The organism is Pseudomonas sp. 3JA, assembly GCF_036961705.1.
Lineage (GTDB): Bacteria > Pseudomonadota > Gammaproteobacteria > Pseudomonadales > Pseudomonadaceae > Aquipseudomonas > Aquipseudomonas fluorescens_Q.
On sequence record NZ_JBAMDJ010000016.1, the window covers coordinates 87,491 to 100,380 of the forward strand.

The 12,890-nt window shown below is 61.9% G+C and carries 10 protein-coding genes; 8 read left to right on the forward strand and 2 right to left on the reverse strand.

The features are described from left to right. The first annotated feature begins 57 nt into the window (after positions 1 to 57). From V7773_RS14765 to rarD, 5 genes are all read left to right on the forward strand, one after another. Entirely contained in the window at positions 58 to 798 is a 741-nt protein-coding gene (locus tag V7773_RS14765; RefSeq protein WP_336073990.1) for a ComF family protein, read from the forward strand. Positions 799 to 855: 57 nt separating this feature from the next. After that, positions 856 to 1,620 carry a TOBE domain-containing protein gene (locus V7773_RS14770; RefSeq protein WP_336073991.1) on the forward strand — a complete coding sequence of 255 codons (765 nt, stop codon included), beginning with the start codon at positions 856 to 858 and terminating at the stop codon, positions 1,618 to 1,620. Positions 1,621 to 1,686: 66 nt separating this feature from the next. Next, positions 1,687 to 3,582, forward strand: a complete 1,896-nt coding sequence (locus tag V7773_RS14775) for a PhoX family protein (RefSeq protein WP_336073992.1) — start codon at positions 1,687 to 1,689, stop codon at positions 3,580 to 3,582. Between the two features lie 211 nt (positions 3,583 to 3,793). Then, positions 3,794 to 4,768 carry a serine/threonine protein kinase gene (locus tag V7773_RS14780; protein ID WP_092221515.1) on the forward strand — a complete coding sequence of 325 codons (975 nt, stop codon included), beginning with the start codon at positions 3,794 to 3,796 and terminating at the stop codon, positions 4,766 to 4,768. Positions 4,769 to 4,972: 204 nt separating this feature from the next. Continuing rightward, positions 4,973 to 5,860, forward strand: coding sequence for an EamA family transporter RarD (gene rarD, locus V7773_RS14785; protein ID WP_336073993.1), 888 nt, complete (start codon positions 4,973 to 4,975; stop codon positions 5,858 to 5,860). A 217-nt stretch (positions 5,861 to 6,077) separates the two neighbouring features. Here the strand turns inward: rarD and V7773_RS14790 are convergent, their stop codons facing one another. Further along, the gene (locus tag V7773_RS14790; RefSeq protein ID WP_336073995.1) at positions 6,078 to 6,596 is read right to left on the reverse strand and encodes a glycine cleavage system protein R; all 519 of its coding nucleotides are present in this window, start codon (positions 6,594 to 6,596) and stop codon (positions 6,078 to 6,080) included. Between the two features lie 514 nt (positions 6,597 to 7,110). Between V7773_RS14790 and V7773_RS14795 the strand changes: the two genes are divergently transcribed. Beyond that, positions 7,111 to 9,288, forward strand: coding sequence for a malate synthase G (locus V7773_RS14795; RefSeq protein WP_092345320.1), 2,178 nt, complete (start codon positions 7,111 to 7,113; stop codon positions 9,286 to 9,288). A gap of 228 nt (positions 9,289 to 9,516) precedes the next feature. Here V7773_RS14795 and V7773_RS14800 read toward each other — a convergent pair whose 3' ends face one another. Further along, positions 9,517 to 9,963: a response regulator gene (locus V7773_RS14800; protein WP_003206256.1), complete on the reverse strand. Its 447-nt coding sequence runs from the start codon at positions 9,961 to 9,963 to the stop codon at positions 9,517 to 9,519. 258 nt (positions 9,964 to 10,221) lie between these two features. On the opposite strand from V7773_RS14800, the gene V7773_RS14805 reads away from it, so the two are divergent. Further along, positions 10,222 to 12,156: a putative nucleotidyltransferase substrate binding domain-containing protein gene (locus tag V7773_RS14805; protein ID WP_305882106.1), complete on the forward strand. Its 1,935-nt coding sequence runs from the start codon at positions 10,222 to 10,224 to the stop codon at positions 12,154 to 12,156. After that, positions 12,153 to 12,860, forward strand: a complete 708-nt coding sequence (locus tag V7773_RS14810) for a 3'-5' exonuclease (protein ID WP_092146351.1) — start codon at positions 12,153 to 12,155, stop codon at positions 12,858 to 12,860. Before V7773_RS14805 ends, V7773_RS14810 begins: the two co-directional genes overlap by 4 nt. Positions 12,861 to 12,890: the final 30 nt, after the last annotated feature.

The window sequence follows — 12,890 nt, forward strand, 5'->3', positions numbered from 1 at the left end:
GGGACATGGAATACCCACAGGCGCGACACGGATGTTCGGCATATTTAAGGAAGAGTCATGCGCTGTCAACCACGATACAAAGGACAGGTTTACATCTGGTCAAAAAACAAACAATCCTGCCTGCTGTGCGGCGAAAGCACCGATACGCCGCAGCCTATCTGCACCCCTTGTGAAAGCGAGCTGCCCTGGCTCGGCGATCAATGCAGCGTCTGTGCCTTGCCGCTGCCCATGGCCGGGCTGCGTTGCGGACAATGCGCCGCGCAGCCGCCGGCCTTCGAACGGGTCCTGGCGCCCTGGGCCTACGACTTCCCGGTGGACAGCTTGATCACCCGTTTCAAGCATCAGGCGAAATGGCCCCTGGGCCGACTGCTGGGCGACCTGCTCGCGCAGTCGTTGCAACATCATTTCGACGAAGGACTGGAACGACCCGACGCACTGGTCCCGGTGCCACTGGCGACCCGGCGTTTGCGCCAGCGCGGTTTCAACCAGGCAGCGCTGCTGGCCCGCTGGCTCAGTGGGCCGTTGGCGATCCCTTGCGAAGAACACCTGCTGCGACGCACCCAGGACACCCCCGCCCAACAGGCACTCGATGCCAGGGCTCGGCGGCGAAACCTGCGTCAGGCCTTTGCCCTGGCCCCCCAGGCTGCGTTGCACAACCGTCACTTGGCGTTGGTCGACGACGTGCTCACCACGGGCGCCACCGCCCAGGCGCTGGCCGCCCTGCTGCTCGATGCCGGCGCTGCGCGGGTCGATGTGTACTGCCTGGCTCGCACGCCGAAACCCGGAGAGTCGGCTTGACGCGCCACGCCCAAGGCGCCAACGTCCGCTCATCGACCTTTGCACGCAGTTTCCGTCATGTCCTTGCCCACGCTTCTGACCCAGCACATCGCTCGGCGACCACAACGCATCGCCCTGTTGCAGCACATCGCCGAACAAGGTTCGATCACCCGCGCCGCCAAGAGCGCGGGCCTGAGCTACAAGGCGGCGTGGGATGCCATCGATGAGTTGAACAACCTCGCCGACCAACCGTTGGTGGAGCGCAGTGTTGGCGGCAAGGGCGGTGGCGGTGCCAGGCTGTCGGAGGAAGGCCAACGGGTGCTGCGCCTGTATCTGCGCCTGCAAGCGCTGCAGACACAACTATTGGACGCGAGCGAGGATGCCGGCGACCTGGGCCTGCTCAGTCGCCTGATGCTGCGCACCAGCGCCCGTAATCAATTGTATGGCAAGGTCCTGGGCATCGAGGCCCAGGGGCACAACGACCGGGTACGCCTGGAGCTGGCCCGGGGCCTGGTCATCGAAGCCCAGATTACCCACGACAGCACGCTGCGCCTGGAGCTGGATGTCGGTACCAACGTGGTGGCGCTGATCAAGGCCGGCTGGCTGGAATTACACCCTGTCGAGCAAGTGGAAAAACCGCGGATCAATACGCTGCGCGGCATGATCGAACAGGTCGACGCCGCCGAAGACGGCCCCAGCGAAGTGCGCATCAGCCTGCCCAACGGCCAGACGCTGTGCGCCCTGGCCGACCCGCTTGAGCTACAAAAGCAGCATTTGGAAGGCGGCTCAGCGGTGCAAGTGACGTTTTCAGCGACAAATGTGCTGCTCGGCACACCGCTGTAGCGTGTTGCAACAATAGTTTCATCGACCCGCTTTAAGGTGACTGCCAAAACCAGCAGGGAGCCTGAGATGAGCCTATTAGAAGAAAACCAATCCACCGACCTGGAAAAGATCGTCGGCCTGAGCCGGCGCAGTTTCATCAGCGCCGGCGCCCTATGCGGCGCGGCGATGTTCCTGGGCGGCAACCTGCTGAGCCGCAGCGTGCTGGCCGCCGCCGTGAGCGAAGGCAACAGCCGGCTGCTGGGCTTCAACAGCATCGCCGCCGCCACGGCCGACACCATCACGCTGCCGCCAGGCTACAAATCCTCGGTGCTGATCAGTTGGGGCCAGCCCCTGCAGAAAAATGCACCGGCGTTCGACCCCAGTGGCAACGGCACCGCCCGCGCACAGGAAGTGCAGTTCGGCGACAACAACGACGGCATGAGCCTGTTCCCGTTCCCCGGCGACAATAACCGGGCGCTGATGGCGATCAACAACGAATACACCAACTACCAATACCTGTTCCCTCACGGCGGCCAGCCACAGTCGGCCGAAGACGTACGCAAGGCCCAGGCCAGCGAAGGCGTCTCGGTGATCGAAATCCAGCGTCGGCGCGGCCAATGGCAATTCGTCCAGGAATCGCGCTACAACCGCAGGATCCACGGCAACACACCGATTCGCCTGCGTGGCCCAGCTGCCGGGCACGACCTGCTGAAAACCAGCGCAGACAAGAGCGGCAAGAAAGTGCTGGGCACCTTCCAGAACTGCGCCAACGGCATGACGCCTTGGGGCACCTACCTGACCTGTGAAGAGAACTTCACTGACTGCTTCGGCAGCAGCAAGTCGGACCTACAGTTCGACGCGGCCCAGAAACGCTATGGCGCCACAGTCACCAGCAGTGAAATCAACTGGCACTTGCACGACCCGCGCTTTGACCTGGCGAAGAACCCCAACGAACTCAATCGCCACGGCTGGGTAGTGGAAATCGACCCGTTCGATCCGCAATCCACCCCGGTAAAACGCACCGCCCTGGGCCGCTTCAAACACGAAAACGCCGCCCTGGCGCAAACCAATGACGGTCGCGCCGTGGTGTACATGGGCGATGATGAGCGTGGCGAATTCATCTACAAGTTCGTCAGCCGCGAGCGCATCAATCACAAGAACGCCAAGGCCAATCGCAACCTGCTGGACCATGGCACCTTGTATGTCGCGCGCTTCGATGCCGGCGACGGCAACCCGGATCATCCCAAAGGCCAAGGCCAGTGGATCGAGCTGACCCATGGCAAGAACGGCCTCGACGCCAGCAGCGGTTTTGCCGACCAGGCCGAAGTTCTCATCCATGCACGCCTGGCCGCCAGCGCCGTTGGCGCCACCCGCATGGACCGCCCGGAGTGGATCGTGGTCAGCCCGAAAGACGGCCAGGTCTATTGCACCCTGACCAACAACTCCAAACGCGGCGACGCCGGCCAACCGGTGGACGGGCCTAACCCTCGAGCCAAGAACGTCTACGGGCAGATCCTGCGCTGGCGCACCGACCGCGACGATCACGCCGCCAAGACCTTCGCCTGGGACCTGTTCGTGGTCGCCGGCAACCCGGCGGTACATGCCGGCACGCCAAAGGGCGGTTCCTCCAACATCACCCCCCAGAACATGTTCAACAGCCCCGATGGCCTGGGCTTCGACAAAGGCGGACGCCTGTGGATCCAGACCGACGGCGACTCGAGCAACGCCGGGGACTTCGCCGGCATGGGCAATAACCAGATGCTCTGCGCCGATCCCAACAGCGGTGAAATCCGTCGTTTCATGGTCGGGCCGGTGGGCTGCGAAGTGACCGGGATCAGCTTCTCGCCGGACTACAAGGCTATGTTTGTCGGTATCCAGCATCCCAGCGGCGGCTCAACCTTCCCCGAGCACCTGCCCAACGGTAAGCCGCGATCGTCGGTGATGGTGATTACCCGCGAAGACGGCGGGGTCATCGGCGCCTGACCCTTGTCTGGACCGGGGACATAACACTTCGTGGCGAGGGAGCTTGCTCCCGCTGGGTTGCGCAGCGCGCCCTTCTTCTTTGGGCGCTTCGCACCCAAGCGGGAGCAAGCTCCCTCGCCACAACGGTGCAAGTCTCACCGATCAATCCAGGCTGCTTTGCGCTACCATGCTGGGCCGGACGCGGCAGCCCTGCCGCTGCGCAGGAGTCAGCATGTCCCATCCGTTTGAAACCCTCACGCCCGACCTGGTACTCGATGCCGTTGAAAGCATCGGTTTCCTCAGCGACGCCCGCGTGTTGGCCCTCAACAGCTACGAGAACCGCGTCTATCAGGTCGGCATCGAAGATTCCGAGCCGCTGATCGCCAAGTTCTATCGCCCTCAGCGCTGGACCAACGAAGCGATCCTGGAAGAGCACAGCTTCACCTTCGAGCTGGCCGAATACGAAGTGCCCGTGGTCGCGCCACTGATCCACAACGGCACCAGCCTGCACGAACACGCCGGGTTTCGTTTCACCCTGTTTCCCCGTCGCGGCGGTCGTGCACCGGAGCCGGGCAACCTCGACCAGCTCTATCGCCTGGGGCAATTGCTCGGGCGCCTGCACGCAGTCGGGGCGACCCGTCCGTTCGAGCATCGTGAAGCCTTGGGTGTGAAGAACTTCGGCCACGATTCACTGGCCACTGTGCTGGCAAGCGGCTTCGTCCCTCGTAGCCTGCTGCCGGCCTACGAGTCGGTCGCCAGGGATCTGCTCAAGCGTGTCGAAGAGGTCTACGCCGCCACGCCCCACAAGAACATCCGCATGCACGGCGATTGCCACCCCGGCAACATGATGTGCCGCGACGAGGTGTTCCACATCGTCGACCTGGACGACTGCCGCATGGGCCCGGCGGTGCAGGATTTGTGGATGATGCTCGCCGGCGATCGCCAGGAATGCCTGGGCCAACTGTCGGAACTGATGGACGGCTACCGAGAGTTCCACGACTTCGACCCGCGAGAACTGGCACTGATCGAGCCACTGCGGGCACTGCGCCTGATGCACTACAGCGCCTGGCTGGCGCGGCGCTGGGACGACCCGGCCTTCCCCCGCAGCTTCCCGTGGTTCGGCAGCGAACGTTACTGGGGCGACCAGGTATTGGCGTTGCGCGAGCAACTGGCGGCGCTCAATGAAGAGCCGTTGAAGCTGTTCTGACGACCACCGCGGATCCCCTGCGGGAGCGAGCTTGCTCGCGATTGCGATCGAACATTCGACGCCCTTGTCGACTGATCCACCGCTATCGCGAGCAAGCTCGCTCCCGCAAGGAATTGCAGTGAAACGCTCACAAAGGTTCACAGCACGACCCGACAAATCTCCTTACAATCACGCCTTTGTTAGCTGCCTAAGCAAGGATTCTGCATGCAAGCCGCCAACCCGCGTCGCGGGTATATCCTGGGCCTGAGTGCCTACATCATCTGGGGTCTGTTCCCGATCTACTTCAAGGCCATCGCCAGCGTGCCGTCGGTGGAGATCATCATCCATCGGGTGCTGTGGTCGGCCCTGTTCGGCGCGGCGTTGCTGCTGGTCTGGAAACACCCGGGCTGGTGGCGCGAACTGCGGGACAACCCACAGCGCCTGGCTATCCTCGCCCTGAGCGGGACGCTGATCGCAGCCAACTGGCTGACCTACGTCTGGGCGGTGAACAACGAGCGCATGCTCGAAGCCAGCCTGGGTTACTACATCAACCCGCTGGTGAACGTATTGCTGGGCATGTTGATCCTCGGCGAGCGCCTGCGCCGCATGCAATGGTTGGCGGTGGGTTTGGCGACGGTCGGCGTGGCGCAGCAGGTCTGGCAAGTGGGCAGCCTGCCCTGGGTGTCACTGGTGCTGGCGCTGACCTTCGGCTTCTACGGGTTGATCCGCAAGCAGGCACCGGTCAAGGCACTGCCTGGGCTGGTGGTAGAAACCTGGATGCTGGTGCCGATCGCCATTGCCTGGTTGCTGTTCAATCCCACGGCCACCAGTGCCCAGGCGGCATTCTGGACCACCTCCGAAGCCTGGTGGCTGGTGGCGGCTGGCCCCGTGACGCTGGTGCCGTTGGTGTGCTTCAACGCCGCAACACGGCATTTACCCTACACTACCATCGGTTTTCTCCAGTACATCGCGCCGACGCTGGTGCTGCTGCTCGCCGTGATGCTGTTTGGTGAGCACCTGTCGTCCAGCACACTGGTGGCGTTCCTGTTTATCTGGGCCGGGCTGGCGGTGTACAGCGTCGATGCGGTGATCAGCATGCGTCGGCGCAGCTGATCAAAAAACGCACAAACCTCTACAGGCCACGTCTGGCGTGGCCTGCGCTCATCCTTCCCAAGGTTATCCACAACGTGATCCCCGCCGTTTGTGCACAAGCCCTTGAAAACTGATGATTTTTTGAGCATTCCTCGCCGAGGCCCGGCGGGCTTGGGCTGGAGCCGGGTCTCTACAGGTTATCCACAGGCAGGCGCAGTTTTTCCTTGGATAACCTTCGTCACGCTTCGTCGCTGAGCTTGAGCTCCACCATCAACTCATCGGCCAGGGTCTCCAGGCGTTCCTGCAACGTCTCCAGCGACAGGGCCAAGGGCACCCCAAGGATCGCTTCGGCGTGGAACAGCAGCTCGCTGCTCATCGGCGCCGGCCGGACGTAAGTCACCAGACGCTCGACATTGACGCCCTGCTCGCTCAACAGCCGGGTGATGTCCCTCACTATGCCGGGACGGTCGTTGCCCACCAGCTCCATGGTGATGGGTTTCCAGGTGCAGGACTCCTCGAGGGCGCTTTCAGCGATCAACACGCGGATGTCGTAAGTCGATAACCCCTGCAAGGCTTCGATCAGTTCCTCATGGGCCTCGGCGGGGGCGCCGATTCGCAAGATCCCGGCAAACTGCCCAGCCAGGCGCGACATGCGGCTTTCCAGCCAGTTACCGCCGTGGTCGGCGATGCAATCGGCAATGCGCTCGACCTGCCCGGGCTTGTCCGGGGCGAAAACAGTGATGACGAGGTGGTCCATGGCGCAGTCCTCTTGTTGGGGAAGGGACAGTATAGGCAAGCCATGAATCGGCACCGCCCTGCTTTCGTGGCGAGGGAGCTTGCTCCCGCTGGGCTACGCAGTAGCCCCCCCTAAATAGGGGAGCGCTTCGCACTCCAGCGGGAGCAAGCTCCCTCGCCACGGTAAATGTGTACATTAATTAGATTTATCTGGAACAATGATCCGTTTTTTTGAGAACATCCGCTACCGCGTCGTGACTGTACTGCTTTAGTCGGTCGCGGAACGACGCAATTAGTCTAATTTTCACAACCGCAATTGATCATGTAGTATGCCGCAGCGAGCACTACATAACGTTGTACCGATGTCTGCTTAAGGCGCAGTCGCATCCCTGAAAAGCCCCGTCAGCAAGGCTTACCACCCAGCCGCCAGCGATGGCATGTACTGGTTCCGGGGTTTGTGCTTTAAATGTCCCGAGGCTTCATTGTCAAAATCGAAGAGCTGAAAAGCGAAATAGCTGAGCAGAGTGAGGCAAGCAATGACTGAACACGTTCAAGTCGGTGGCCTGCAGGTCGCCAAAGTCCTGTTCGACTTCGTGAATAACGAAGCCATTCCCGGAACCGGCCTCACCGCCGACGCGTTCTGGGCCGGTGCCGACAAGGTCATCCACGACCTGGCGCCGAAGAACAAAGCCCTACTCGCCAAACGCGATGATTTCCAGGCGCGGATCGATGCCTGGCACCAGGCCCGTGCTGGCCAGGCCCACGACGCCGTGGCTTACAAAGCCTTCCTGCAAGACATTGGATACCTGCTGCCAGAAGCGGCGGATTTCCAGGCTACGACCCAAAACGTCGATGACGAAATCGCCCGCATGGCCGGCCCGCAGCTGGTGGTGCCGGTGATGAACGCCCGCTTCGCCCTCAACGCATCGAACGCCCGCTGGGGTTCGCTGTATGACGCGCTGTACGGCACCGATGCCATCAGCGAAGCCGATGGCGCGGAAAAAGGCAAAGGCTACAACAAGGTCCGCGGCGACAAGGTCATCGCCTTCGCCCGTGCCTTCCTCGACGAAGCCGCGCCCCTGGCGGCCGGCTCCCATGTCGACTCCATTGCTTACAAAATCGTCGACGGCAAACTGGTGGTCACCCTCAAGGGCGGCAGCAACAGCGGCCTGCGTGACGATGCCCAGTTGATCGGCTTCCAGGGCGATGCCTCGGCACCGACCACCGTGCTGTTGAAACACAACGGCCTGCACTTCGAAATCCAGATCGATGCCAGCACCCCGGTCGGCCAGACTGACGCCGCTGGCGTCAAAGACATCCTGATGGAAGCCGCGCTGACCACCATCATGGACTGCGAAGACTCGGTCGCCGCCGTCGATGCCGATGACAAAGTGGTGATCTACCGCAACTGGCTCGGCCTGATGAAAGGCGATCTGGCTGAAGAAGTCGCCAAAGGCGGCCAGACGTTCACCCGCACCATGAACCCCGACCGTGTCTACACCGCCGTCGACGGTTCGAGCGTGACCCTGCACGGCCGCTCGCTGTTGTTCGTGCGTAACGTCGGCCACCTGATGACCATCGACGCGATCCTGGACCAGCACGGCAACGAAGTGCCGGAAGGTATTCTCGACGGCCTGATCACCAGCCTGGCAGCGATCCACAGCCTCAACGGCAACACCAGCCGTCGCAACAGCCGCACCGGCTCGGTGTACATCGTCAAGCCGAAGATGCACGGTCCGGAAGAAGCTGCGTTCACCAACGAGCTGTTCGGCCGTGTCGAAGACGTGCTGAACCTGCCGCGCAACACCCTCAAGGTCGGGATCATGGACGAGGAACGCCGTACCACGGTCAACCTCAAGGCCTGCATCAAGGCCGCCAGCGAGCGCGTGGTGTTCATCAACACCGGCTTCCTCGACCGTACCGGCGACGAGATCCACACCTCCATGGAAGCCGGCCCGATGGTGCGCAAGGCCGACATGAAAGCCGAGAAGTGGATCGGCGCGTATGAGAACTGGAACGTCGACATCGGCTTGAGCACCGGCCTGCAAGGCCGTGCGCAAATCGGCAAGGGCATGTGGGCGATGCCGGACCTGATGGCGGCGATGCTCGAACAGAAAATCGCTCATCCGCTGGCCGGCGCCAACACCGCATGGGTTCCCTCGCCGACCGCCGCGGCCCTGCACGCGCTGCATTACCACAAGGTCGACGTGTTCGCCCGCCAGGCCGAGCTGGCCAAGCGCGCGCGCGCATCGGTGGATGACATCCTGACCATCCCGCTGGCCGTCAACCCGAACTGGACGCCGGAGCAGATCAAGAACGAACTGGACAACAATGCCCAGGGCATCCTTGGCTACGTGGTGCGCTGGATCGACCAGGGCGTGGGCTGCTCCAAGGTGCCGGACATCAACGACATCGGCCTGATGGAAGACCGTGCGACGCTGCGTATCTCCAGCCAGCACATCGCCAACTGGCTGCGCCACGGCATCGTTACCCAAGACCAGGTGATGGAAAGCCTCAAGCGCATGGCGCCGGTGGTCGACCGCCAGAACGCCAGCGACCCGCTGTACCGTCCGCTGGCACCAGACTTCGACCGCAACATCGCCTTCCAGGCGGCGGTCGAGCTGGTGATCGAAGGCACGAAGCAGCCTAACGGCTACACCGAGCCGGTGTTGCACCGTCGTCGTCGTGAGTTCAAGGCAGCCAATGGGTTGTGATTGAGCAGCCGTGACAACGAAAAAAGCCCTGATCGAAAGATCAGGGCTTTTTCATTTGCAAATACATGAGCGCTTTTGTGGCGAGGGAGCTTGCTCCCGCTGGGCTGCGAAGCAGACCCTTTTCCAGCGTTCGGAATCTTATTGACCTGCACTGCGGTCGCTGCGCAACCGAGCGGGAGCAAGCTCCCTCGCCACAAAAGCACCCGATAGCGCCATTCTCACGACAGGCTAGAGATCCATCCCCAACTCATGCTTGACCAACCCCAACAACTTGTCGGTATCGATCGGCTTGAGCAGAAAGTCCACCACGCTCAGGTGCATGGCTTCGATGGCGTCCTTCACGTCGGCATCGCCCGATACGATGATGATCGGCAGCGCCGCCCGCGGAGACTCGCGCACCAGGCGAATAAGTTCCAGCCCATCAACATTGCCCATCCGCAGGTCGGTGATCAACAGGCCGATCGATGGCTTGGTTTCCAGCATCTTGAGTGCCGTTTCACCACTGGCGGCGGTCATGCAGTGAATCCCGTCCAACGCCAGGATCTCCGACAGCAGCTCACGAGCGTCCTTGTCGTCATCGACGATCAAGACGCGCTGCGGCGGCAGGTCGGGTTCCAGCATGACGGCACTCAGCGCCTCGCGCTCGGCGTCACTCAAAATATCGTGGTCGGACATGGTGCTCTCTACGTTCTTTAAATCGATCCCCTGGCACAGTGGTCAGACATCGTTCTGCGGCGCTTCAATGTGCACTTCGTCGGATTTTTTTCCAAGAACATTTAATGAAGATTTTTCTGACGCCTGGCGTAGGTTTTTTCCGTAAGTTCACCCCTAGGCCGCGACCTAGACTTACGTCCAATGGGCACCCCGCTCTGAGGGGCCGACCATGGGAGAACAGATCGACCACAACAATTCAAAAAAGACTGCGTAATGGTTATGAAAAAAGCGGACGCCTTCACCCAGGCAGGGAAAACCGCGGTGTTGCAAAACATCCAGGGGACACTGCAGTTTCTCCAGCGTTTCCCACCGTTCAACCAGATGGAAAACGCTCACCTGGCCTATCTGGTGGAGCAATGCCTGCTGCGTTTTTATGCCCCGGGCGAAACCATCATCAAACCAGCCGACGGCCCGGTGGAGCACTTTTACATCGTCAAGCAAGGCCGAGTGGTAGGTGAACGTCCGCATACGGCCAAGGGTGGAACCGAGACGACCTTCGAAATCACCACCGGCGAGTGTTTCCCCCTCGCCGCGCTGCTGGGCGAACGGGCCACGCGCACCGAACACCGGGCCGGCGAAGACACGTTCTGCCTGCAGTTGAACAAACTGGCCTTCATCAAGCTGTTCGCCCTGTCCGGCCCATTTCGCGACTTCGCCCTGCGCGGGGTCAGCAGCCTGCTCGACCAGGTCAATCAACAGGTCCAGCAAAAGTCTGCGCAAACCCTGGGCACCCAGTATTCCCTCAACACGCGACTGGGCGAACTGGCGATGCGCCATCCAGTCAGTTGCAGCCCGGACACGCCGCTGCGCGAAGCCGTGAAGCTGATGCACGACCAGCAGGTCGGCAGCATCGTGGTGGTTAATGAACAGAAAGCTCCGGTGGGAATCTTCACCTTGCGCGACCTGCGGCAGGTGGTGGCCGATGGGGCCGGGGATTTTTCCCAAGCCATCGTAGGACACATGACTCAGGCACCGTTTTTCCTCTCGCCGGACCACAGCGCCTTCGATGCGGCCATCGCCATGACCGAACGGCACATCGCCCACGTCTGCCTGGTCAAGGACCAACGCCTGTGTGGCGTGGTGTCGGAGCGCGATCTGTTTTCCTTGCAGCGCGTCGACCTGGTGCACCTGGCCCGGACCATTCGCAACGCGCCCAAGGTGGAAAACCTCGTGGCCCTGCGCGGCGAGATCGGCCAACTGGTGGAACGCATGCTGGCCCACGGCGCGTCATCGACCCAGATCACCCACATCATCACCCTGCTCAACGATCACACCGTATGCCGGGTCATCGAGCTGACCCTGATCGACAAAGGTGACCCAGGCGTGCCGTTCAGTTGGCTGTGCTTCGGCAGTGAAGGCCGACGCGAACAAACCCTGCACACCGACCAGGACAACGGCATTTTGTTCGAGGCCCGGGACGCCGCCCATGCCGCGCAGATTCGCGGCCTGCTACTGCCCATCGCCCAGCAGATCAACCAGAGCCTGGCCTTGTGCGGCTTCACCTTGTGCAAGGGCAACATCATGGCCGGCAACCCCGAGCTGTGTCTGTCCCGAGCTGAATGGGCCCGGCGTTTTTCGGCATTCATTCGCGAAGCAACCCCGGAAAACCTGCTGGGCTCGAGCATCTATTTCGACCTGCGGGTGGTCTGGGGCGATGAGCAAGGCTGCGAGCAGTTGCGCCGGCAGATCCTCGATCAAGTGGCCGATAACCGTTTGTTCCAACGCATGATGGCCGAAAACGCCCTGCGCCACCGCCCGCCCGTGGGCCGCTTCCGGGATTTCGTGCTGAGTCGCAAGAACGGCGAAAAAGCCACCCTCGACCTGAAAGTGCAAGGCCTGACGCCCTTCGTCGACGGCGCCCGTCTGCTGGCGCTGGCCAACGGCATCGAAGCCAACAATACCCTGGAGCGCTTGCGGCAATTGGTCGACAAGCAAGTGATCGAACCGCTCGATGGCGCAGCCTACGAAGAGGCCTATCACTTCATTCAACAGACCCGCATGCAGCAACATCAATTGCAAACCCGCGAGAACCTGCCCTACTCCAACCGCGTCGACCCCGACAGCCTCAACCATCTGGATCGACGCATCCTGCGCGAATCCCTGCGCCAGGCCCAACGCCTGCAAAGCAGCCTGACGCTGAGGTATCAGTTGTGAGCATTTTTTCCTGGTTGCGCCCAGCCCAACCAATGTTGTCCGAAGAAATGCAGAGGCGCCTGGAACGCCTGCCGGCGGCCTCAGCCTTGGGTGAATGCGATCTGCGGGAACAACGCTGGGTCGTGCTGGACCTGGAAACCACCGGATTGAACCTGAACAAGGACCAGGTGCTGTCCATCGGCGCGGTGGTCATCGAAGACGGCGCCATCGACTTCAGCCAGCAGTTCGAACGCACCTTGCAATGCGATAAACAGAAACTCGGACCCAGTGTGCTGATCCATGGCCTGGCGCCCAGCGCCATTGCCGCCGGCAGCGACCCGGCCGAGGCGCTGCTGGCGTTCATGGAGTTCGTCGGCGACAGTCCGCTGCTGGCCTTTCACGCGCCGTTCGATTCCCACATGCTCGGGCGCGCCTTGAAAGACTACTTGGGCTATCGCCTGCAGCATTCATTCCTCGACGTGGCGGACCTGGCCCCGATGCTTTGTCCCCAGGCCAACCTGCGCAAGTCGGGCCTGGACGAGTGGATCGACTGGTTCAAGCTGCAAGTCTTCGACCGCCATAACGCCAGTGCCGACGCCCTGGCCACGGCAGAACTGGCGCTGATCCTGTTCAGCCGCGCCCGCCAGCAACAGATCCTGAGCCCGCTTGACCTGCAACAACGGCTGAGCCAATGGAAACGGCGGCAGCAAGCGCCTTCGCTTTGACTCACCTTGAAGATGAACACACTACCCTGT